We start from the raw sequence: 22,216 nt of genomic DNA on the forward strand, positions 1-22,216 counted from the left end.
AAAAAAGCCGGTAAACATGTACCGGCTTCAGGTGTTGTGGTTATGTAGCCTTATTCGAAACAAATTTCGATAAAAGCATTACCCCATTCAGAGGTAAAAGGCATAATGATGATCGCTCCTTCACATTTATGCCGGATCGTATGTCCTCTGCCTGAAACGACAACAGGGGTCGCCATATCAAACTCAAAGCCACTGTCTGAAAGAATACGTTTTGCTCCACCTGTAACCATATTGGTGATTTCACCAACCATATCGGTGACTTCTTCATTGAGTCCGTTGGGTCGTTCTCCCAACATATTCTGCATAATCTCCAGAGCCAGTCCTTCGTCAAATGTTATCGACATGGATCCTCTGGTTTGAGCGCCTACCATACCGATAAGGCCTGATACATCTCCTCGGGCAATTTCATCTTTTTTCACCCGAGGCTTTTGTGGCTTCAGTTCAAGAGAAGCCATTGTTTTTAACACGTTCATCAACGAGGCTAAAAACGGATTTACAAATTCAGCGCGCATAACACTCTATCTATCTTGTACTTTCATATTACTGAGACATCTATGACAAGTGCCGTGAGTCTCAATGACATGATTTGTTATTCGAAAACCGTGTTCTTCGGCATTTTTTGCCAACAAGGCTATCAGATTATCATCTTGGAGCTCTGCTACGTTACCACACTGGTCACAAATAAGCAGGTGAGAGTAGTGCTTATTCACATCGCAGGAGCAACAAGATATGAAACTATTTTCGGATTCAATTCTATGTATCAGTCCCTGTTCCAGCAAAAAATCTAAAGCACGGTATATCGTCGGAGGTTTTGCCTGTGGCTCGCTTTGCTTGAGTTGTTCCAGAAGCTCATAAGCACTGGAAGCACTTTCATTTGTGCATATTAACTCATAAACCCGCTTTCGCTGCGGAGTGAATCTAACACCACGAGACAGGCAAATGCCTTCCGCTCGTTCTAGTAACGACTGGTCCAAATCGGCCACCCTTTATAACTGGACTTGCTTTAATAATATACCATTTCTCTATCTTAGGTCGATTAGAGAGCCTGATTCTTTACACTAAGGTAAAACAGAGTATGTGATCAATAGATTAGGCTAATTATTCTACTGCATTATTTTATCAGGAATCAATTCTGTAAAATTTCTGCGTGAAACAATCATTTTGGTAAGAATGCATCTTACGTTAAAATCAGCGCTTTCTCAGAAACAGAATTCAGCAAGGCTATTCAATGACTGTATCCAGTAAATACCACGCCAGCCGCTTTTCCATTGCACCCATGCTCGATTGGATAGATTTGCAAGGTTGTAAAAGGGTTTTTGAGTGTTGAGGCGTACCATGGGCGAACCGTTGTAATTCGGTGCACCTCAAAATTCGTCTTATCAGATATAGAAAAGCCGCCTTTATTTGGCGGCTTTTTCGCATCTTGTAATCAGTGTGTTCGTTCCATGAAGTTTTTGAGCTCTCGTGCGCCTTCATAGTCCATTGCCATTTTCTTATAGAGGTGTACGTGGCTAATCACATTGAAGTTACTGTTTAGCCGATCGTTGAATTGGTTTAGGTTTGCTTCCATTTGGTCGCAGAAAGAGCGCATCATCGCCAGTTGCTGCTGCATGGCTTGGTATTGCTGCTGTGTTTGTTGATAGTCAGCTTGCAGCTTATCCATTAAGTTGAATGAACATTTAACAAAGCCGGCTTGGTTTTCAGAAAGCGTTACGCCTTGAATAGGGTGGGGGGCTGCAATCATAGCATCAAAAGCTCGGATTACTTGCAGATGGAACTTAGCACTAATCCACATGGCATAAGCGTAAACAAGTTCACGACATACCCACGTTCCTGAGTTTGTTCCACCGTGTTTCACGTGTAAGGGCGAAATTCCGCCTTTGCTTATTTCTTCTATTAACTCTGTTGTTTGTGTGTTCGCAAGCCAATATTTTGGACGGTGTCTGTTTTTGTTGCCAGCTGCTTTATGTAGGTCATTCAGAGAATATAGATGATCAAAAGTGCGAACTTCATTTGAAAGGATAGTTAGATTGGTCATAGTGACCTCCGATGGCTAATTTTATTTTACCATCACGCAAAGGTCCTAATCTTCGGGTGATGGACTGAACAGGGTTAGGACTACCGCACCATCGACACGGCCAGCCCGAAGGCTGCCCCGCCCAGCCCACCATAGTTATTGTGCCGTTATTTTTAAACGTCACAATGTGCAGGTGTGCCGAAGCCGCACATAAAAAAACCAGCAACTGCTGGTACTTATGTACCGATGGTTCTATACGGGGTCCTAATCCCGACACTGGATTTTGCCAGTGCCCGATTAGGGTACATCGGTTTTGTGGTAATATAAAGCAACTTATCGCAGCTTAACGCAATTCAACGTAACTCAAATTGCTTTTTCTTGACTCATACAGTGTGAGATGTATAATTTAAACATCAAATAGTTAATGTTTAATTAAATGTTTGGTATTTCGGAGAGTCACTACCGTTAAGTGTGAAACTAAAATTATCGGAGAGTCGCTACCGTTAAGTGCGAAACTAAAATTATCGGAGAGTCACTACCGTTAAGTGTGAAACTAAAATTTTAACCCTGCTTCGGCAGGGTTTTTCACTATATGGCTTAATAATAATGAAAATATATACCGTTAGTAATGAGTATCTAACGCACTTACGTAGCGTTGAAACAAAAGTTCCTAGTAGTAGCTATGCCAATCCTAAACCTTATGTTGGCGTAGTGCTTGAAGTTGGTGGTATGAGGTATCTTGCTCCGTTGACGTCCCCTAAGTTTTCTGTAGATAAGTTTGATGACAATAATCCAACGTTATTTAAGCTTCACGCTGTTGATGATAAAGAAGATAAATTGGGAGCAATGCGCTTACTTTACATGATTCCTGTTTTAGAGTCTGAAATAACAGAGCTTGACTTGACCATTGAAAGTACAGATTCTCGCCAAGATAAAAATTACAAGCGGATGGTGAACAAACAGATTCTATTCATTCGTAAAAATGCTGAACCTATTAAAAAAAGAGCAGAAAGGCTGTACCACTTGGCTCACTCTCAAGATAACTTTAAACGTATTTGTTGTGACTTTAAGGCTTTGGAAGCTGTCATGGCGACGTTTAGTTCTTCGGTATCTCAAGACTAATAAAAGAACGCAAGAAAATTGCTTAATTCTTAACAGGTAAGATAGAATTGCCGTTAAAGAGAGTCACTACTTTAGTGTGAAGTTAAAAGAACATACCGCCCTTGGCGAATCCTCCCACGATCAGGGAAGTGACGACCCAAGGGCTTTTCGTATCAGTAGCTAAAACCTAAATCTCCGACATTCAAATCTAGATCAGTTCCTTTATCACTTTTCGCTTTATCCACCGTCACTGGCTTGTCTGATTTCACGGTTAATGAAATTTCTGACTTGCTGTTGAGTGTTTGACTGGTTAACGGTTTGTACTGACCGTAAGAACCTGGCGCTGAGAAATTTCCAGTTTGGTAATCCGAGTATGTTTTTCTGCGTTCTGTTTGGTTGGTGGTTTCGTTGGTAGTAATTCCAAGTTCTATGCTTTTGTCTTGCAGCTCCTTAACTGTTTTCGCCTGTTTAGCTGCTTTGTCAGCTGCGTCGTCATTTCCCCAGAACTTATCCCATGCATTACTTAATCCGTCCATAATTCCTTGCAGGCTACCAAACTTATCGTAAAGGTAAGCAAAACCAGCACCAACGACACCAATAGCGGCAATTACTGCTCCAAATGGGTTTGCTAGTGACAAGCCAATGAGAGCGATTTTTACAGCAGCGAATACGGCTAGAAGTTCTTTAAAATTGCTACCTACAAATATTGCAACTTGTGCAAATACTCTGAAGGCTTCGAACGTGCCTTTTACAACCTCTTTTAGCTGTTTAATCGCATCGTTCCTCCAATCAATACTTTTAAATTTGTCAGATAGTTCAGTAAAAATAGCTGTTAGTTCCTGCATCACTGGTGCAAGCGCGGCAGACTTAATTGCATTCATACCTTCTTGCAGCTTTTGAAGGGCATCATTGTAAGCTTCTGCCTTGGCTGCATCTTCAGCTTGAACACCACCACCTAGAGCATTGAGCTCTTCACGGGCAGCGGTTAAACCTTCAGTACCTTCGCGTAACATGATGAGCATTTCACGGCCACTGTCACCAAAAGCAGCATCGGCAAACGCCATTTGTTCTTGCGCGGTTTTCAGTTTAGAGAATGACTCAAGCAGCATTTGATAGGCTTGTTGGTTGTTTTCCGCGCCTTTTAAGTCTTTAAACAGTCCGTTCTTACTCTGTTTTAGGTAACTGCCTAATGCACCTTTGCCTGTTTGTTGCAACACACCTAAGCGGCGAGTGAAGCGCGTCATCGATGCAGATAACGCATCGGAACTTACACCCGCATGTTCGGCTTGTGACTGCATGGCTTGCAGTTCGCCGATTGGCATCTGAAGGTTCGCCGACTTCTTGGCTAGTTTATCCATATCGGCAGCGGTGCTATTGATAATTGCACCAAAGCCAGCCATTGAACCTATAACTCCTGTAACAGCCAATGCACCTTTTTTCGCGGTTTCCATGGTCGGCATTTTAATGGCGTTATTGAGGGTCTTAGGGATTCTCATCCACTTTTGCATACCAGCGTATTGCTTATGCAACTTCGTAATTTCTTTGCCGTGCTTTTTGTAGCTTGAATCTAGTCGTTTGTATTCATCATCCAGTTTGTAGACTGTAACACCTGTTTTTGTGAGTGCTTTTCTTACATCTGATAGATTCTTTTTATAGCCGTCTTGGGTATTAGATAGCTTTTCTACTTTAGTTCTTTGCTTGTCAATTTGCGCAATAAGCGCTGCGCTTGGCTTTTGTAACGATTTGTTCTTTTGCTGTAATGCGTTGAGTTTTTCAACTTCGGCCTTTAGTGCTAAGTTATTTTGGTTTTTAGCTACTTTGAGTTTGTTGTAGTTATCTATCATGCCCATAGCGGCAGAGTCTTTTGCCTGAGCTTTTTCAAGATCTTCAATTTCTTTGGTGTATTTATTGGTTTCAGTGCTGATTTTTTTTAATGGGGCAGTGGCTTTATCAATCACTCCCATTACTACAGATAGATTCATTTTCATAAAACAATCCTTAAAAAAAAGAGAGCTAAGAGCTCTCTTCTGGTGTGTTTCTTTCTGCTGCCAATTTGCGGAAGTACAATAGTTCGTCGAATGTGAGCTTATCTATTTCGCTTGGTTGCCAATGAAATACGACGGCTAAGTCAGCATATAACGGCTCTACATGTTGGACTTCTTCTATTAAACATCCATATTGACGAAAAAAGTTGCGAGCCCTGTAAGTAACGGAGTCCAGTTCTCTGGTTCCAAGTTGAGCATGTCACGTTCATCCAAACAGCTAATGCGTGGGATAACTTTTGCTCCTGCTTCAAAGTCAGCCTGACAAATGTCACTTAGGTTTACTCCGCGCAGATGACCAGAATTAGGCTTAGTTAATTCGATTTCAGTCAAAGTTACCGTTTGGCCATCTCGTGTCTTTTCAATTGGAGTTGCAAGTATGACTTTTTTGGTTGCGTTTTTGTCTTTAATTGCTGTCGCCATAGCCCAGCTCTTCCTTCAATTCGTTAAGTTTGGTCTTACGACCGCCTGAGTTTGGATCCAGCTTCATTACCAGCTCATAGAGGTTGTATGCATGTTCTTTTTCCCCGGCGGCTTCATGCCAGTCTCCAACCAGTCGGAACATTTTTACTTTCAGTGGGGCATTGGTTGCCAGTTCTCCTGAAAGTAGGTCTTTTACTGCATTGAGTAGGTATTCACGGTTGAATTCTTTTTTCTCAGTGAATGCTTCATGAGCGTACTTAAACACGTACCCACAATAGGCCGTCTGTCCGTTCATTTTCCAGTTGGTTGGGGTTTCCAGTCCGCCCCCGATCGCTGCCCGGAAATCATCATGAATATTCTCAAGCAGACCTAAGTCGATATGCCAAATAAAGAACCACCACATCACATCAAGGTGACCATATTCTCCCTGGTGTGTTGCCAGTAATCGTTCCACCAATGGATGATATTTCTTGATGAGTTCTTCCTTGTACGGATTTTTCTCTTTGGAACCGGCCAATGTGCGCAGGTAAGACAGATCTTGTTTCAGGGAAGCCTGAGTGTCTTCCCATGCTTTGTCAGCCAGCGTATAAGAAGCCATTTTGCTTTCTGTATTCACTACAATGACTTCCTCTCTGGCCTTTTCTTTTTCCTGTGCTTTACGTTTCAGTAATATGGACAACATAATGACTCCTTATTGACTGATCATCTCGTAACCATAGAACACGACTTCCAGTTGACCGTCTTTAACTGTCAGTGAAAGAGGATCCCCTGTCCATGCATCGGTTAGGGTGAATACTTTGCCACTGTTGGTTTCAAGCGTGATGTTTTCATCTACGAAATCACGAATGGCGTCTTCATCCGTAGATTGTGCGTGAACAATGGTGCATTTGATGGATGGTGCCGATTCATAGGATTCAGAATGACCTAATACGCCATCGTCACCCATTACCGGTTCGCGCTTTAGATTGCCGAAAGTAATTTCAGCCCCTTCTTTAATTGGTAAACGTCCCAGAGAGCCAGCATTGAGTACTGCCCGGCTAGTGATTTTTGTTCCCATGACTATTTCCTAAATTGAATTTTACCGGCAACGATGATCAGACCATTTACGAACTGTGGTGAGTCCTGATAGTTGATGCGTTGTTTGTTTGAGTCATCCAGCTCAACAATGAGCGATTTTTTATAGCCGTCAAAATCTTGCACAATGCCGTTGTATTCCAGCTCCTTGTACAGTGCCAGCAGTTCAGTTTTGAACATACTTGGTGTGACAATGGCCTGACCCGGAGCGAATCGAGTACCGTCTTTGGCTACTTTGTAGCGGGCATATTTGCTCAGGATTCGTGAGCGTTGTTTCTGACGAAAGTACATTGCTGTCGCTGGCGTCATGATGTCGAGGTAGCTGTTATCTGCAATACCTGCTGCGTTTTCTGTGTAGGCCGTTACCACACGCTCAACCTGAACTTCTTTGGTGGAAGTGACAACATAAGTCCCCATGCCTTCATGAAGCATTAAGTTGCGTTCCGTCCAGTCAAATTCGGTTTCGGCAATGGAATACACGCCGCTCATTTTCAGGGTTTGCAGTGGCCGGCAAGGATCATTTGCCAGTGACGGTGCAATTCGCCCTGCCCAGGCACCGATTGCTGCCGCCTCTGAAATGACTTCATTGGATGAATTACCCAGAGCATTCACCGGCATAAAACTGATCAACGGGCAGTTACTTTTGTTGGCAAAGGTGATCAGTTCGGCGTTAGTGCCTTTTTTGGGGATGTAGGCAATGCCGGGAATTTGGTTCATTGCGTTATAGCGGGCTTCTAAAAACTCGCCTAAATCTCGAACGGTAGTGTCATCATTCAGCGAACAAAGGATGTGATGGTATTGCACATCACCGAGAGCCGCTAGTGCTGACATAGTATCTGCTGCGTTCACACTGACGGCATAAATCGGCATGGTTTCATCTTGTTTACGGAAGTACTTCACCATCTCCACGATGTCAGAATCACCAAACAGCGCTGCTGCTTTGGTTTCATCCATGCATAGTACCACGGTGTTAGGGGCGGCAGGGGCTTCTGCCACTGCCTTACCGATCACAAGGCATAGCTGTTGTTCCTCGGCGCTGTTTGCCAGGCTATTGTCGATTTCGACATACATACCCGGAACATAAGCACTGTTAGGCACTTCAGAGAAGCTAATGCTCATTGATTCGTCTCCTTGCTTGCGGTCGTTTCAGTGGCTGAGACTAAAATGACGGATTTATCTTTAATACGGCGTAGCCAGTACGGATTACGTGGTTTCTCTTCACCCGCTGCTTTCAGCGGTTCCCGGGTGTCTGGATCGCGAACCAGTAACCCTTTTTGTGGTTTAACCTTAATGTTTTTCATTATGCTGCATCCTCTAGTGCAAAGTGTTCAGCGGCCATAGCCATCAGTTCGCGTTCCAGTTCTGGTGTCCAGCCAATAAACGTTCGTTTAGGCATTTGGTAGTTCCGTTTCGTCCGGAGACCACCTTCCCAGCGCCCGGTTTTGCTATCAAAAAAACCTCTCACCCGAGTTGTGAACGACAGCTGGCTACCTTGGTTATGCTCCTGACCGATTCGTCCTGCGATACCAGCCAGACCAACTTCAAAGCTTTTATCGTCTGCTCTGGTGCGCAGAGCTTTGGATAGCCCCATTAGCATGTTCTTGTTGTTGACCGTGTTCTGTGCGACTAAACCACGACTGAGCTCAACACGTTTACGTCGTGTCCGGCTTTGGTAAGGGTTGTTATCAATATCTCGCTGTGCACGGATCTGAGCGCGAAAGAACTGCCGAGCGTGATTTGCCATGCGGCGGTTCAGGCCTAACTTTTCCGTAGCTGTCAGCGTCAGGCTTTCAACTACATGAGTCAGTTGCTCTGGCGTTCTTAGCGTTAACTCGTTCATGGCAGATCATCCAGATGACCGACGAATAAAATCAGTTCGCCTAGGTCGTCTTTATTCGTGCGGGCTTGGAACTCGCTGACGCAATCAAAACGCTCGCCACCTTGCATCCAGTTACCGCTTTCATTTTCTTTGAGTGAATAACCTTCCTGTAAATCAATTTTGATTTTGATATCGCAGCGTCCCTTATCGAGCAGTTCAGTAGCAAAGCTTGGAAAGGCTAAGCCTTTTTCCTGACGGTACGGGTCGTATGTGTTCATCCACGCGACAATATGCATCATTAGGATATGTGGCTGAATTTTTACATCCTGTATGAACACAATGGCGGTGTACTCAATGTCAAAACCATCGACAAGTTCATCTTGTCCACAGAGCAAGGCACCATCTTCTGCCCACACGTCGAAACTTTTTGCATCACAGACATGTTCCCTTAACATGTCGGTTAAGCTTTGCAGTGCTTTCATCACACCACCTCAAAACAGTAGGTTTCTTCACCATGCAATAGCAGATCAACAGCCTGACGATATTGAACTTCGCAGTGCTGCTTTTTACCTGTTAGCGCTTCTTGCCGTTCTGCGGCTTCTGCGGTAGCGTCTGTACTCATTCTGATCCCAATTAATTCACTGGCCGTTAACGCAAATACAGCCTGGGTGTACAAAACAGTGGCGGCAATATCATCACCAAATTGTTCCTGAGATAGGTCAGTCAAATGCGTATAAAGCGCAATGATATTTCTAAGCTCTTTGTGAACTTTAATCCGTGATACTTTTGCCTGCTGCAGAATGCCTGCTTCTGTTTCATTGCTGAGGAAATTAAACAGAGACTGAAACTCTGACATTTTTAATGCTGGGTATTTCTCCGTTGCTGGCAGCTCCGATTCATACACATCACTTTTATTACCGACAAATTCCATATAGCCACCTAAAGAGGAATGCAGGCAGCCAAACGCTAATATCAACCAAAGCCACGACTTTTTTGATAGAGCGATAGTGCCTGCATTGGGGGGTGTCAGATAACGGTTGTTATACCCACGCGCCGTCAATTCGCAGTTTTACGTTGTCGAACTCAACAGCTGAGACTTTTTCGAGTTGTTCAATCACGTAAGCCATGTTCATTGATTCGTAGTTTTCAACCTGATCTTTGGCGTCGTTTTTCTTACCGACTGAACGGCGAACGGAACCATCCTGAATGTAGATAGACAGGTTGTCATAACTGGTCACTATGATCCCTGTTGATGGGAAGCCCGGCACGGATACCGCAGGAAGACCACCATAAGTACCAATGACCTGTTTTTCTTCTACCTTGCTCTTTTCACTTGGCGTATTTCCGTGTGCTGTATAAAACTTGGCTTTTTCATAAGCCAGCAAGTCGGAACCAATGATCGCCACAAGGTTGGCATCATTTTCACAGGCCGGGTGCAGCAGGTTTTTCAGGTTGAGTACCGCCAGATCCAGATTTGAAAAATCACCACCTTCACCGATACGAATTTCACCTACAGTGCTTCCTTCAGTAATAAGGCGATCAGCATTATGCTCACGCATAGCCTGAAACCAGCCCTTATTCACGTCTTCACCATTTGGGTTCGTTGCCGGGTTTGTTGTTGCTGCCGCTGTTTTACCGAACCAGCCGACAGTAATTTTGTTTGCATCAATTTGTTCGCGAGTATGGCTAGAGATAATCTGGCTGAAGTTTTTCATATGCGCCCAGGCATCCAGCTTTGCATAGCGAAGCGCGGTATCAAAGTTGGTCTGCATACACTGGTATGGCATGGATTTCATCCCATGGTAGTCCTTTGGCTTGCGCTCTCCGTCCCCGGAAGTATCGGTACGGCTAGCAATCATGCCGGTGACGCCTAAACCAATGGCTTCACCACTTTGGTTTTTCACAGAGATGATATTGATTTTGCTCAGAAACCAGTTGCTTTCACGAATCGCGGCAATGATGCGTTGTGTGCCGGTTGGCGTGACGTTAAACATCTCTGTTGCATCTTCGACACCATTTTGTTTCGCGACGGTCTGAACGTATGCGCTCAGTTTCTTTTTGGTATTTTCTTGCATGAGTTTACCTATACAATTTTGTTGAGATTGAAATGTCAGCAGTTACAAATAGGGATCTTCTTCGCCGTGTTGTCCGGCCATTTGCCGACCATCATCGTCAGTCATTTTGCTTAGCGCTGTCGTCAGATCAGATACCTGGGTGGAAAGCTCTTCGACCTGGCTTTTTAGTTCTGTGACTTGCTGGTTTTCTTCGGGCTTATTCGAGGCTTCATCACCGTCTGGGGCATTTTGTACCGACAGGGTTTCAACCAGCTTGCCTAATTGGCTGTTAAGCTCTTGGTTTTGCTCAATGCTTTTTTTGAGCAGTTCTTCTGTTTCTTTCGTCATTTCGTCTTCTTCCTCTTGTTGCGAGAACTGCTCAGCAGGCTTTTCACCTTTGAGCCAGTTTTTGAATTTTTGGAACAGAGATGCTTCATCGTCTTCACTGCTAACGGAGAATGTCTCTGGCTTGATAATAAAATTGGAATGCACCTGTACTTTGCCTTCATCTTTACTCGACAGGTGGATCTGGGTCGTACCCAATGATGCGGGTTTATCGGTGAGTGCCAGTCCGGACAGATAGGCTTTGCCGGTGTCAGCAAATTTTTCATAATACTCACATGACGTATGGAGCAGTTGCCCTTGCTCTACTGCACGGAGTAAAAAGGAGTTGGGTTTTAGTACTGCAAACAGTTTGTCTTCGCGCTTTTCGACAGAGAGAACGGAACCGTATTTAATGCTCCAGTCGTAGTGCTCTTCATTTATTCTGGCGGTATACACTTCCGGGTTATAGCTTTCTGCTATTTCATCAATGATTTTTTGCTCTATAACACGGCCATCTACAGTGGCACCTGCCTGTAAAATGCAAATTGGCTGGGATTGAAACATGCCTAAACTCTCCTAAATCTGATGTCTCCAATCTAACGAATGCCTTTCTCTTTTTGTATTCATGCTGATTCTAAATATCTGATATAGAAGCTGTTCATGCTGAGGAATTACGGTGTCTGTTGCACTATGCCAGCATGGATACGAATGTCGTTACTGAGCTGAACCAACCGCTTTACTCGTCTGCCCAAACTCAGGCTTTGGGTTTGTACCTTCGCCAGTACAAGCCTGCTGAAGTAGCAGATAAGATCGGAGTAGCCACCCGAACGGTTCAGCAGTGGATATCAAAATTTGGCTGGAAAGAGATGCGGGATGATGCGCCCGTAGAGCTTATGCTGCGTCAGCGTATTGCGTATCTGATGTGGATTGACCGTAAGCACGATGAGCAGTTGAAAGAGCTGGATATACTGCTTGAGCAGAAACGAAAGCGGGATCAGGCTGATAGTAAGCATGCCGGTAACTTCCGTTCAGGTGAAGAGAAGAAGCGGGGCAGAAAGCCCAACAAGGTTAAAAATGATATTTCTCATATCACCAAAGAGGTGCTGGACGAGTTCCGGGAAAAAACCTTCTTTGAATACCAGAAAGAAATTCACGGACATAAGTGCAATGATGATCTAAACGAGTTCCGTTTTTACCTGAAATCACGGCAGATTGGCTTAACGTATTATTTTGCTTATGAAGCGTTTGAAGATGCGGTGCTCAATGGTGATAACCAGGTATTCTTATCCGCTTCGCGTAAGCAGTCTGAAATCTTTAAAAATTACATCCGGAGATTTGCTCTTGATCTGGGTGATGTTGATCTGAAGGGTAAGGATGAACTGCAGCTTTCCAATGGCGCGACGCTTTATTTCCTGTCTACCAACGCTCGAACCTCACAAGGTTTTAACGGCCATGTTTACTTTGATGAGGTGTTCTGGATACCTAAGTTCGGGGAACTGGACGACTACGCTGGCGGTATGTCGATTCAATCAAACTACCGCACCACGTATTTATCAACGCCTTCAACGGTCGCCCATGAAGCTTATCCCAAATGGCAGGGTAAGAAAGAGCTCGGTATTGATATCAGTCATGCTGCTCTCAAGAATGGCTCTTTGGGTGAAGATGGCATTTTTCGTCAAGTCATTACCATTGATGATGCGATTGAGAAAGGGGCAACCTTTTTCAATATGGATAAGCTGCGCCGTAAATATCCGGATCAAACAGTATTTAATAACTTACTGCGCTGTGTGTTTCTGGATGATTCGGCGTCGATATTCACGCTTAAAGCTTTGCTCGCCTGTAAAGCTGATGCTTCTCTCTGGACGGACGTCGATCATAACAAGGCTCGCCCAGTCGGCGGTGCTGAGGTGTTGGTCGGTTATGATCCAAGAGGAGGCGGGCAGGGTGAAGGTTCTGATGATGCCGGTTTGGTTGTCGCACTGAAACCAAGGCGGAAAGGTGGCGTATTCCGCCTAATAGAACGAGTTCGTCTGAAAGGTTCCAGTTATGAAGATCAGGCTCAAGCGATAAAAGGCATCACTGAAAAATATAACGTGGTTTATATGGCCATGGATGTGAGTGGCGTTGGTTCCGCTGTGGCCGAATTGGTGCGTAAGTTTTATCCCGGGTTAGTTGAACTGGACTATTCCCCTGAGATGAAACGAATGATGGTTTATAAAGCCCGGGAAATTATCAATGATGGCCGTTTGCTATTTGATGGTGAATGGGATGATCTGGTTCATTCGTTCCTGATGATTCGTCAGCACACCACAAAAGCCAGTAACCAGGTAACTTTTATTTCTAACCGTAGCAAAGTGGGCTCTCATGCTGACCTTGCATGGGCTTCGATGCACGTTATGCGTTGGGAGCCGATTGATATTTATTGTGAAGACGATACGACGGTGACGTTTTTCTAAGAGAGGCATTGTGATTGATATTGAATTTTCTAACCCTGTGAGTGTGATGAACAGCGATATTCTCAGCTACCTTGAAGTGGCTTTGATAGATGGTCTGTATGAGCCGCCGATCGCACTTGATACGCTGGCTAAAGCATTGCGGGTGAACCCGATGCATTCCAGTGCCATTGAATTTAAGCGTAATACCCTAGCTTATGCTGTCTCTGTACATGATGTACTTCCGCGCGGTGATCTGAAACGCTTTATTCAGGACTTTCTTACTTTTGGTAATGGTTATTTTCAGATAGTGCGTAATGGGTTGGGGCAGATGGTGACGGTTAAGCACATACCAGCACTGTATATGAGGCGCCGGGAGGATCTGGGCTATACCTATAAACCAAGAGCGTACGATAATGACGGGCGCATTGATTTTAAGCGGGGGCAAATATTCCATCTTGCTGAATATGATGTCGCACAAGAGCTTTATGGTTTGCCCCAGCATGTGAGTGGTTTAACGTCGATTTGGCTGAACGATGATGCCACGTTGTTTCGCCGTCAGTACTACCGCAATGGCTCACATGCGGGTTACCTGCTGTATATGAATGAGCCCAGTATGACTAAAGATACTGAGAACGATATTCGTAACAAACTGCAGGCAAAAGAGGGGATGGCGTTTAAAAACTTGTTTGTGAATGCAAAGGGTAAAGACACCAAAGCACCGGAGCTTAAACCGATCGGTCAGGTTGAAGCAAAAGATTCGTTCAAAGACGTGAAGAACCAGACCACCAATGATGTCCTTTCTCTGCATCGTGTTCCGCTGGAGCTGATGAGTGTAAAACGGGAAGGCATTACAGCAAGCAGTGATTTGAATAAAGTGGATCGTATTTTTTATAAAAATGAGTTACTTCCTTTGATTGATTCTCTGAGTGAACTGAATGCATTTATGGGGATGGACGTGATTAAGGCTGATAAGTATGTGAGCTTAGAGCCGGCAGCCTAAGCTCATTTATTTAGAAGGAAAGTGGTCTGGTAACTGAGCTTTTATCCACGTTTGCAACGATAGCAATTGCTGGGCGTTTTCAGCACAGGTTTGCAAGTTTACTACATCTTCTGCTAAGACTTCGGCATCTCGCTCATAACTTGTAGTGGCTTTGGTGGCACCATCAGAGATGGAGGCGGGGTACTGAATACCGATCGCTCTATTATGCGCTCGCACTGATTGGGCGCGGATGCGCATCCAGTCAGGATCATTAACAACGCACTGCTTATCACTGTTCTTTTGAGCATACTTGATCACCTCTTTTTCTATTGTTCGAAATTGAATCCGAATGTCAGGCTTTTGGTTAGCAAGTTTTACAGCCAACTGGAAAGCCTCGTCTTGTTTTTGTTCTACTCTGTCCCATAGGGCGTTTTGCGCTTTCAGGGCTTTCGCTTCGGTAGTCGTTACTCCGTAGTCATACGAGAAGTAAGCAATACCACCAAAAACGGCAGTAACAGCAATCGTTTTAATCAGGGTTAGGTAATTGCTTAACATTGTTACTCTCCCGGCCAACCGTTTAGACATACGTCTTGTTCTTTGTTTCGGCGTTTAGGAATACCTGCACAATGGTTTTTCTCTAGCTGGCAATTTTTACCATTTACAAACACCCATCGTGGATACTCATTGCAAGCACCAATATGATCACCCCGGTTAAATTTTTTCAGAAGGGTAGAGCGAGCGAAGTTTCCGGCACCAAGGTTGTAAACAAAACTTACCATCATGTCGTACTCACCTTGGCTTGGTATTTGGTTGATGTGCTTATTTACCACACGTTCAGCGGTAGCAACGCTTTCAACAAAGGTTTTAGCCGCTTGCTGTTCGGTTATTTTTGTATCCTTAGTCACGTCTTTTGTATGGCCGAGTCCAACAGTCCATACATTAGCACTACATTGGTAGGATTTAAGGCGGCAACCTTCTTCGTTAGCGATATGGCGTAAGCCGTTTTCACTGACGCTGAGGTCTGAATCAATGTTGAAAACAATAGCGAGAACAGATACGACAGAGCATGTCGCTGCTTTGATTGCTCGACTCTTTATGCTCATCCGATATTTCTCTCATGTTCATTTAGTTTTGCCAGTTTCGCTTTATTGAGCTGTATTGCTACTGCATAATGTTTAATGGCCATGATGCCCGAAACAATACCAACACAGACCGCTATCAGTTGCGCAATATCATTTACACCGAAACTTAATATAGTTGCACTGATTGATGTGGCTATTTTTTTTAATCCGGCGGCATCTAAAAACGAAATAATTAACGCTTTTATTCCAATGTCATTCATTATTTTCTCTCATAGTTTGTAATTAATGCCCCCACTAAGTCAGTGTAATGGAATGGTTTATAAAGCGAACTTATGTAGTTTCTACTAAAGGGATATAGAGGTTTGAGATAAAAGAAAACCCAGCACGTGGCTGGGTTATGATGTTCAGGAACATGGGGCGGCAGGCCATGGATTGTCTTCACGGATTTTTAGATATGCAGCATCGGCCTGCGCTTCGCATTCTGCGGCTTTTGCTTCATCCTTTTCTACCCTGCGGATCATTTCTGCTTCGTTGTTCAGTCGGTCAACAATCTGAACATAAAGGTTTTCACGGGTGCTATTCACTCGTTGATATTCATCTTCATACTGTGCCTGTTTGTCAGTTACCCATTCTCCATCTTTCCATACATCAAACTCAGTTTTAGGCTTGTTTAATGTCCAGCCCGATTTAATTTCACCGAGTGCAGTGACAGTTTTTGTCTCCGATGGGTTAGCCGTGCTGTAGATGATTTTACCGCGGTAGTCCGCAATGTATTGTGTTCCACTCAAATCTTCCATAGCTACAACAGCAAAACCTGCTTTTTCCGGAAAAGGCTCAACTAACAGGACATTACGTGGCATATTCCATTTGTCTGTATCTCCTCCGCCGACCACTTCTCGTGTCGTTTTATCAATCGTCCAGTATTTCATTTGTTAAATCTCCACAAGAATTGGGAATGCTAAGTTGCGAGGGCGGGTTTCAGTTGCGATTCTGGGTGTACCATAGCCGGCATTATACGTCCCAGCAGTTTGGGTAGTTGTACTACCAAGATTGCCATTTTGTTTGTCTCCAGTTGAACCACCCACAATAAAAGGATTTGTAGCCAAGTGCTTATGTCCCTGGAACGCATCTAATTGCAAACTACTGAACACACGACCTGCATTTATTCCACGTCCCTGATCAAGTACACGGAAGAACTCCCCACCGGTGTCTGGAAAATCGATCATTGCTGTATCTGTATTAACAAATTCAGGAAATGCCTCTGCTAATCGCCAAAACACGGCTACGGGTACTGAATTACCCAAGACATTCAATGTTCCTTCTGGAACGGTTTTACTGAACCAAGGCCAAAGCGGCGTACCCGGGCGCGCTTTCTTTGCTGGAGTCCAATAGAACGAGGCATTATCGTCCGTCCAACCTACTTGACGATTTGCTTCATCGCCAGGGTCTTTACCACTGAATGGTTCACTGTGGTACGCCTCCCATTCGTAGGTTCTGTTATCGACTCGGGTGTAACAGGTGTCTCCTCGATAGTAGATACGATCTGGATCGTATTCTAGTCCTTGCGTTTTTGTTGCTAATGGATATTGAGCATGAGGGCTCTCTTCTGCTTTGTGAGCCATCATCCTTTCTTTCAATTTTTTAGGCGTAACTATCGTTGTGTCATCACTACCAGCACTAACAAGAGTAGTAGTAGCGATTTTCGCAATACCGGCTAATGCTTCAGAGGCGTAAGGGGAGCCCTGTAGTTCAACCGTAATATTCTCGATGGTTGATGCGGCCAGATTAAGTGCACACGCTTCAGTGACTATTGTATTTTTACGTTTGAACGTTATGACTTCACCATCACGACTATCAACGGCAAACAGAGTACCGTTTTCTAGCCAGTAACCAAGCTCCTTTCCTTCGAATTCTTCTGTTCCATCCCAGACAGTTTCAAAGTGAAGCTGACCTGGTGCAACAAGTTCACCTCGTGTTATGGCTTTCCTTTGGATCTCATTTTTCAGGGCTGTTTGGTCTGATGTGGGAATATAGCCTTGCGTGCCAATACTGATGTGGGTAATTTTGTAACTGATACCCAGATCACCCGCTGCAATAGAAGCAGAAATTCCTGCATCAGTGATCAGTAAGCTCATTGTAGTACCTCGTATTTATGATAATTTCTTATGTGCCTGCATGTGGCTAATTGATGGTGATAGTTCAGTCTGGAGTTAAATATCCAAGCAAATTCTGTATGAGGCAGGCGTTTTTTTTCGAACTCTTCCCAAGCTTTTTTACAACTACTTCTAAAAGCATCGTACATTTCTATGAAAATCATATTTGGTACAGCAATATCATCAAAAACTACACCGCCGCTCTTACTTACTGTTTCATTTAACAGGTTCTGATAGTCACGTAGTTTCCAGCCGAATAAACTATCGCTGAAATCAGTCAGCAGTGACAACTGAATTTCGTCATGGGTCTGTTTGAAATCAATAGCCATGCCGATTATCAGGTTTGTGAGTTCCTGATTATCAACTTCCTGCCAATATTCCCCTTTGGGCAGTAATAATCTAAGCGCATCAGCAAAGTCACCGGCGCTGTATTCAACAATTACACTGGAGGTGTCCACGCTACCTCCCCTAAGACATGAATTTGATTATTGTTAATGGTTATTTCAACCGTGGGGCTTTTCACAATGAAATTGTTCGTTACTGCTGAAACCGCCAATACAATTTCGGTCGGTGTGATAGATTCTGGTGTTCGGGTATCATTGTTTATTTTTCCCATCTTGGCTTTGACCATGTTTTCTAATGCGGTGACCACATCATCACGAACGGCCTGATCTTCGATGCCCTGAATTTCAATATTCAGCATTACATGCTCAGGTAACAGAGCCTTAGGATGGCAACCGGCCAGCCGGTTATTTTCAAAAGTTTCCTGAACTAAAGTAATGACTTCATTCCCCAATGTTGGGTTATTTCCTCTGGCTCCAATATAGACCTCAACCATGCCGCGCTCAGGTGTGTTATCCTGTGCCCAAGCATAATCTACATCTGAATGTGCGGAAACAGCCCAAACTTCATAATCTTCAACCTTGCCAATGAGGTCATTTTTCTCAAATGCAACAATGACTCTTGCCCGCCAGTGCTCTATTTCTTCAATATCTGCACCACCAGAAAATCCAAGACACTGCACATTGTTGGGGTCAATTCCGCTGAGCCCTTCGTTGAGCGTTAATTTGGTTCCTGCCGGTAAGTTACTGTTGATCCCGGATGCAAGGGCAACGACTTCGACCGGTGAATCACTGTATTGCTCTTCTGTTGTTTCAAATTCATTGCCTGTGGCATCTGTGAGTATTCTGCCTTTAGGAATGACTACGGCATCACCGAGCTGAATGAACTGGACAAATCCGCGGGCGAAAGTGGGTAATAAACGCGGAGAGTCATGGCGGTTTGCGTGTAAATAAAGCCAAGCTTCTGAACAGGTTTCCGGATGCAGTTGGCGAAATAGCAAGTCCTGATAACCATATTGCCCATAACTGATACCCGCTATGGCGCAGGCAATAGCGCTGATCGCTGGGGTATTCTGGCCGGTTTGAGCAATCAGTGTTGAACGAGCTCTGTCTATCAGTTCCTGCAGACTCCGTTGTGTACTCATGGCTGCACCTCAAATTTGCTGTTGTCCATCAATGTGATGATGATATTTCTCCCCATCTGATTAGGTTTTTCTTCCCATACAGATACTTCCACACTTTTGGCGTATCCATCTTCGATTAACCAGGCTAAGGCTGTCTCATAAAAACGTTTCGCAAGGCTTAGTGTCTGGGCGGTCAGTTTTTCGCGAGTTAGTGTCCAGTCACGGGATCCAACCACGGATAACAATTCATCACTCCAGCTGCCGCCTCGTTCGTTGCTATCCATTCTTGCCCGGTCATTCTGAGTGGATTCAGCGTTGTTGTAGATGCTTTGTAAAACGGCATGCCTCATTCCTTCTTTAGATGTCACCGGCGCAGTAATCGCGTTCAGGCTAAAATGACTCATTGTTTGTTAGGCTCCCGGGTGGTTTTTATCTGGCTGTCATCTTCATAATCATGATCATGGGTCTCTACAGTTACGCCACCGAACATGCCTGAACTGCCTCCAACACTACCGGCTACATTTAAGTTTCCGCCAATGGATACGTTTCCTGAAAACTCGGAACTTTCAGCTGTCACACTGACTTTGGGTGCTGTCACACTGATATCCCCGGCTGCCGTCACGTTGATTTTTGCAGATGAAGTAATCTTGATGCCATTTTTAGTGAAATGAACAAGGTTGCCTTTGTCATCAAGAATAGCGACTTCTCCGGGGGCTAATTCAATTTGATGCCGTTCGTCTTCTACGTTGACCGTAAATCCCCGAGCCGTAACACCTCCAATGAAGAGGTTATATGTTTTGGCACCAACAAGCGGACGACTCATAAATCCATAGTTATGAATTCGCTTGATACGGTCATTGGTTCGGCCAGTTGCTGTTTTGATCTGCAGCATTCCGGTTTGCGCCCCGGTAACCGTACCGGTTCCAGTGACATTCTTTATTCTGGCCATGAGCCGTTGTTGCTGTTCTTTACGCATAGCTCTGTTCCTTAAATGGCCGGAATAGCTCTACGGACGTGTTTGCTGAGCTTTCGGATACCGATAACCCTAATGCTTTGATAACCAGCATTTCATTGAATTCTTGTTGTTTGTCGATAACGCGAATAACCCGGTTCAGTCCATCAATTGTCAGTTCTGGAAATAGCCCGGCAATATTTGTTGATGCCGTCAGGCTTTCTGCAATGGCTAAATCCCGCTCATACGTTGCCCGGGATAAGCATGCTTCCGCACTTTGGAGCTGATCGCAGATAATCACCATGGTACGTTGGTTGCTGATCCCTGATGAGGTGATAACGGCGTTAGCATCATCCCAGGCACCTTGAACTTCTGTTCTGTAAAACTGCTTGTTGAAGGTTCTGGTGATAGAGAGATTTTCAATGTTGTTTCCGGTTTCTAACCCAATACCTGCAATTGTTGCATGAGCCGTATTTTCTATCGTCAGAACGCCTTTCCGCTCGATAAGCATCAGTCCCTGCTCCCGGATTAGCTGAGCCACGTTCTCAATAGGTGACTCTGCATTGATCTGAAACTCAGGAACCTGAGATAGTGTTGAATGATTCACCTGACATCTGACATCTAATCCGAATGGTTTTGCTAGCTTGTGCAGTAGCTTATCAATGGGCTGATCATAAATGGCATCCATTGTGATACGAGAATCAATCATATTGGCGCTTTTTGAGCGACCAGAGATAGAAACCGTCTGCGAACTGGACTCTGTTGTGGACTGAACCTGATCAACTTGTCCTGTCAAAATAAGCACATCATCAAGACGAAACTCGACCGGTAGCGGCTGGGTAATTGTCATCACTGGAATGGTGCAGTTGAAAGTATGTGCCAGCTGTTCGACCGAATAGTTCAGGTCTGCCTTATAAAACGGCACATTGGAGCCATTAATATGCAATGTTAGTTTTTTCATTACGCATCATCCCTTACGGCAATATCACCCCGGAAAAAGAGAGGATGCTGTAATGCGTTGATTGCAGTAATGATGCTCTCTTTGGCTCGTTCATCATGAGCAATGACCAGCGCCGGCTTAAATCGTGGATATTGCACGGTTCTATGAGAAGTACTGCCGGTAACAGCTTTGTCGTATTGAGTCCGGATATTGCTTTTTAGTGCTATTAATGAATCGAAAAGCTCAATGCTTTCTGATGTTGATACCTGAGTTACTTCATTGATGCGGTCGTCCAGCTTACTAAGTAATGTGGATAAGTCACTTTTGATAATATCCGGTTGTTTTGAAACACTTGTAATATCAAAACGCTCTTCTTTTTCTAATAGTGATAGATCTTTACTCATCTTCACTGCGCCGGTGGTCATCAGTACGTTGTAGTGATGGCTTGCTGTATTTGCTTTTACTTGTCCAAGCATCAGTGACTGTGCACTCCGGGAGTTGTCAATTGCCTCACTCTCTGAATCGGCTTCTGACTGCACCCCTGAAGCAACAACATCGACAGTGGAACTGAACTGCTCAGAGAATGCATCCGGCGAATTACTTAAGCTGCTGACGCTGGTAAAAGACTCATTTATCGACTGATTGATGCCTTGTAGTGTTGCATCATCAAGATTCAGCCGGTGCGTAATATCGACCAGCACGTTTAATGCTTCGGTAAAGTCAGACTGTGTTTGATTAACTTCCGATACATTCATCTCTTTTACTTCAGTGATGAATGATTTGCGGGATATTTTCTCTACATCTGCAGTCTGTTCTTTGGTTCGAATAATGGTCGCAGTGTTTATGTCTGGCTGTGTGCCTGCCCGGATGAAACTCAGGTTGAGCGTAACGATTCCCCGCTTAGTGCTGATGTTCTGGGAAAAGGTTTCGTAGATCAGGGGTAACTCACCAAGCCATGGGTGCTCAAGTTCTCCGGTCGGTGACTCTTCAAGGTTAGCAATAAACGCATTGGCATCGGACAGCGAACTGCTGCCGACAAACACCACGTCCAATTTAATCGTACGTGCTTTGCTGCCCATCACTCGGATGTGTGGCAGTTGTGCATAAGGGATTTCACTGACGTGCAAGCGCTGACCACCATCAATGGCAGTAGCAAGGATGTTGAGCTGATGCCCATTCCATCGACCGTGCTCGTACTGTCGTTCCCACATGAGAGACTCACTTCATCGCAATAAAAAATAGAAGATGCAGCAAGCTGAAAGTTTTCAGGTCAAGGGTAGGCGCTCAGGCCTCGTTCGGACTCACCCCTCCCTCCGCACTAAAATTCAGCACTGCAATTTTGCGCAATTTGAGGCG

29 protein-coding genes are annotated in these 22,216 nt (G+C 44.5%); 3 read left to right on the forward strand and 26 right to left on the reverse strand.

Translation table 11 applies throughout. From position 1 onward, the window contains the following. Nucleotides 1-50: 50 nt before the first annotated feature. The 3 genes from CSW98_RS15750 to CSW98_RS15760 all read right to left on the reverse strand — a co-directional run bounded on the left by CSW98_RS15750 (nucleotide 51) and on the right by CSW98_RS15760 (nucleotide 2,038). Nucleotides 51-512 carry a chemotaxis protein CheX gene (locus CSW98_RS15750; RefSeq protein ID WP_100801426.1) on the reverse strand — a complete coding sequence of 154 codons (462 nt, stop codon included), beginning with the start codon at nucleotides 510-512 and terminating at the stop codon, nucleotides 51-53. A 6-nt stretch (nucleotides 513-518) separates the two neighbouring features. Further along, the gene (gene zur / locus CSW98_RS15755; RefSeq protein WP_100801427.1) at nucleotides 519-983 is read right to left on the reverse strand and encodes a zinc uptake transcriptional repressor Zur; all 465 of its coding nucleotides are present in this window, start codon (nucleotides 981-983) and stop codon (nucleotides 519-521) included. Between the two features lie 446 nt (nucleotides 984-1,429). Then, nucleotides 1,430-2,038 carry a KilA-N domain-containing protein gene (locus CSW98_RS15760; protein WP_100801428.1) on the reverse strand — a complete coding sequence of 203 codons (609 nt, stop codon included), beginning with the start codon at nucleotides 2,036-2,038 and terminating at the stop codon, nucleotides 1,430-1,432. A gap of 585 nt (nucleotides 2,039-2,623) precedes the next feature. On the opposite strand from CSW98_RS15760, the gene CSW98_RS15765 reads away from it, so the two are divergent. Beyond that, the gene (locus tag CSW98_RS15765) at nucleotides 2,624-3,139 is read left to right on the forward strand and encodes a type III toxin-antitoxin system ToxN/AbiQ family toxin (RefSeq protein WP_100801429.1); all 516 of its coding nucleotides are present in this window, start codon (nucleotides 2,624-2,626) and stop codon (nucleotides 3,137-3,139) included. 152 nt (nucleotides 3,140-3,291) lie between these two features. Here the strand turns inward: CSW98_RS15765 and CSW98_RS15770 are convergent, their stop codons facing one another. From CSW98_RS15770 to CSW98_RS15825, 12 genes are all read right to left on the reverse strand, one after another. Beyond that, nucleotides 3,292-5,106: a phage tail tape measure protein gene (locus CSW98_RS15770; protein ID WP_100801430.1), complete on the reverse strand. Its 1,815-nt coding sequence runs from the start codon at nucleotides 5,104-5,106 to the stop codon at nucleotides 3,292-3,294. A 25-nt stretch (nucleotides 5,107-5,131) separates the two neighbouring features. Next, nucleotides 5,132-5,338: a GpE family phage tail protein gene (locus CSW98_RS17805; RefSeq protein WP_332871199.1), complete on the reverse strand. Its 207-nt coding sequence runs from the start codon at nucleotides 5,336-5,338 to the stop codon at nucleotides 5,132-5,134. Next, complete coding sequence (locus CSW98_RS15780) at nucleotides 5,284-5,583, reverse strand: phage tail assembly protein (RefSeq protein WP_100801431.1); 300 nt, start codon at nucleotides 5,581-5,583, stop codon at nucleotides 5,284-5,286. Before CSW98_RS15780 ends, CSW98_RS17805 begins: the two co-directional genes overlap by 55 nt. Continuing rightward, nucleotides 5,567-6,265 (reverse strand): phage terminase small subunit, encoded by a 699-nt coding sequence (gene gpM, locus CSW98_RS15785; RefSeq protein ID WP_100801432.1) that lies wholly within the window; start codon nucleotides 6,263-6,265, stop codon nucleotides 5,567-5,569. Before gpM ends, CSW98_RS15780 begins: the two co-directional genes overlap by 17 nt. Nucleotides 6,266-6,274: 9 nt before the next feature. Continuing rightward, nucleotides 6,275-6,640 (reverse strand): phage tail tube protein, encoded by a 366-nt coding sequence (locus CSW98_RS15790; RefSeq protein ID WP_100801433.1) that lies wholly within the window; start codon nucleotides 6,638-6,640, stop codon nucleotides 6,275-6,277. Nucleotides 6,641-6,642: 2 nt separating this feature from the next. Continuing rightward, entirely contained in the window at nucleotides 6,643-7,776 is a 1,134-nt protein-coding gene (locus CSW98_RS15795) for a phage tail sheath subtilisin-like domain-containing protein (protein WP_100801434.1), read from the reverse strand. Beyond that, nucleotides 7,773-7,958, reverse strand: a complete 186-nt coding sequence (locus tag CSW98_RS15800) for a DUF2635 domain-containing protein (protein ID WP_100801435.1) — start codon at nucleotides 7,956-7,958, stop codon at nucleotides 7,773-7,775. Before CSW98_RS15800 ends, CSW98_RS15795 begins: the two co-directional genes overlap by 4 nt. Beyond that, nucleotides 7,958-8,497: a phage virion morphogenesis family protein gene (locus tag CSW98_RS15805; protein ID WP_100801436.1), complete on the reverse strand. Its 540-nt coding sequence runs from the start codon at nucleotides 8,495-8,497 to the stop codon at nucleotides 7,958-7,960. The genes CSW98_RS15800 and CSW98_RS15805 overlap by 1 nt, the downstream gene beginning before the upstream one ends. Beyond that, a complete protein-coding gene (locus CSW98_RS15810; RefSeq protein WP_100801437.1) occupies nucleotides 8,494-8,958 on the reverse strand; it encodes a phage tail protein in 465 nt (154 codons plus the stop codon). Before CSW98_RS15810 ends, CSW98_RS15805 begins: the two co-directional genes overlap by 4 nt. Then, entirely contained in the window at nucleotides 8,958-9,407 is a 450-nt protein-coding gene (locus CSW98_RS15815) for a head completion/stabilization protein (RefSeq protein WP_100801438.1), read from the reverse strand. The genes CSW98_RS15810 and CSW98_RS15815 overlap by 1 nt, the downstream gene beginning before the upstream one ends. A gap of 109 nt (nucleotides 9,408-9,516) precedes the next feature. Beyond that, nucleotides 9,517-10,551: a phage major capsid protein, P2 family gene (locus CSW98_RS15820; RefSeq protein ID WP_100801439.1), complete on the reverse strand. Its 1,035-nt coding sequence runs from the start codon at nucleotides 10,549-10,551 to the stop codon at nucleotides 9,517-9,519. 42 nt (nucleotides 10,552-10,593) lie between these two features. Continuing rightward, complete coding sequence (locus CSW98_RS15825; RefSeq protein WP_100801440.1) at nucleotides 10,594-11,418, reverse strand: GPO family capsid scaffolding protein; 825 nt, start codon at nucleotides 11,416-11,418, stop codon at nucleotides 10,594-10,596. Between the two features lie 134 nt (nucleotides 11,419-11,552). Between CSW98_RS15825 and CSW98_RS15830 the strand changes: the two genes are divergently transcribed. Further along, a complete protein-coding gene (locus tag CSW98_RS15830; protein WP_100801441.1) occupies nucleotides 11,553-13,310 on the forward strand; it encodes a terminase large subunit domain-containing protein in 1,758 nt (585 codons plus the stop codon). Nucleotides 13,311-13,320: 10 nt separating this feature from the next. Continuing rightward, nucleotides 13,321-14,289: a phage portal protein gene (locus CSW98_RS15835; protein ID WP_100801442.1), complete on the forward strand. Its 969-nt coding sequence runs from the start codon at nucleotides 13,321-13,323 to the stop codon at nucleotides 14,287-14,289. Between the two features lie 6 nt (nucleotides 14,290-14,295). On the opposite strand, the gene CSW98_RS15840 is transcribed toward CSW98_RS15835, so the two are convergent. The 11 genes from CSW98_RS15840 to CSW98_RS15890 form a co-directional block, all read right to left on the reverse strand. Continuing rightward, on the reverse strand, nucleotides 14,296-14,823 hold the full coding sequence (locus CSW98_RS15840; RefSeq protein WP_100801443.1) for a hypothetical protein: 528 nt from the start codon (nucleotides 14,821-14,823) through the stop codon (nucleotides 14,296-14,298). Between the two features lie 2 nt (nucleotides 14,824-14,825). Further along, a complete protein-coding gene (locus tag CSW98_RS15845) occupies nucleotides 14,826-15,371 on the reverse strand; it encodes a lysozyme (RefSeq protein WP_100801444.1) in 546 nt (181 codons plus the stop codon). Continuing rightward, nucleotides 15,368-15,610 (reverse strand): hypothetical protein, encoded by a 243-nt coding sequence (locus CSW98_RS15850; protein WP_100801445.1) that lies wholly within the window; start codon nucleotides 15,608-15,610, stop codon nucleotides 15,368-15,370. Before CSW98_RS15850 ends, CSW98_RS15845 begins: the two co-directional genes overlap by 4 nt. Before the next feature lie 144 nt (nucleotides 15,611-15,754). Beyond that, nucleotides 15,755-16,279 carry a hypothetical protein gene (locus CSW98_RS15855; protein ID WP_100801446.1) on the reverse strand — a complete coding sequence of 175 codons (525 nt, stop codon included), beginning with the start codon at nucleotides 16,277-16,279 and terminating at the stop codon, nucleotides 15,755-15,757. Between the two features lie 3 nt (nucleotides 16,280-16,282). Continuing rightward, nucleotides 16,283-17,485, reverse strand: coding sequence for a phage tail-collar fiber domain-containing protein (locus tag CSW98_RS17765; protein WP_232733542.1), 1,203 nt, complete (start codon nucleotides 17,483-17,485; stop codon nucleotides 16,283-16,285). Beyond that, complete coding sequence (locus CSW98_RS15865) at nucleotides 17,482-17,961, reverse strand: hypothetical protein (RefSeq protein WP_100801447.1); 480 nt, start codon at nucleotides 17,959-17,961, stop codon at nucleotides 17,482-17,484. The genes CSW98_RS17765 and CSW98_RS15865 overlap by 4 nt, the downstream gene beginning before the upstream one ends. Then, nucleotides 17,943-18,989 (reverse strand): baseplate J/gp47 family protein, encoded by a 1,047-nt coding sequence (locus tag CSW98_RS15870; RefSeq protein WP_100801448.1) that lies wholly within the window; start codon nucleotides 18,987-18,989, stop codon nucleotides 17,943-17,945. The genes CSW98_RS15865 and CSW98_RS15870 overlap by 19 nt, the downstream gene beginning before the upstream one ends. Continuing rightward, nucleotides 18,986-19,372 (reverse strand): phage GP46 family protein, encoded by a 387-nt coding sequence (locus CSW98_RS15875; RefSeq protein WP_100801449.1) that lies wholly within the window; start codon nucleotides 19,370-19,372, stop codon nucleotides 18,986-18,988. Before CSW98_RS15875 ends, CSW98_RS15870 begins: the two co-directional genes overlap by 4 nt. After that, nucleotides 19,369-19,944, reverse strand: a complete 576-nt coding sequence (locus CSW98_RS15880) for a phage baseplate assembly protein V (protein ID WP_100801450.1) — start codon at nucleotides 19,942-19,944, stop codon at nucleotides 19,369-19,371. The genes CSW98_RS15875 and CSW98_RS15880 overlap by 4 nt, the downstream gene beginning before the upstream one ends. Further along, the gene (locus CSW98_RS15885) at nucleotides 19,937-20,881 is read right to left on the reverse strand and encodes a phage tail protein (RefSeq protein WP_100801451.1); all 945 of its coding nucleotides are present in this window, start codon (nucleotides 20,879-20,881) and stop codon (nucleotides 19,937-19,939) included. The genes CSW98_RS15880 and CSW98_RS15885 overlap by 8 nt, the downstream gene beginning before the upstream one ends. Next, nucleotides 20,881-22,071: a DNA circularization N-terminal domain-containing protein gene (locus tag CSW98_RS15890; RefSeq protein WP_100801452.1), complete on the reverse strand. Its 1,191-nt coding sequence runs from the start codon at nucleotides 22,069-22,071 to the stop codon at nucleotides 20,881-20,883. The genes CSW98_RS15885 and CSW98_RS15890 overlap by 1 nt, the downstream gene beginning before the upstream one ends. Between the last annotated feature and the right edge of the window lie 145 nt (nucleotides 22,072-22,216).

Source organism: Vibrio sp. HA2012, assembly GCF_002812955.1.
GTDB lineage: Bacteria > Pseudomonadota > Gammaproteobacteria > Enterobacterales > Vibrionaceae > Vibrio.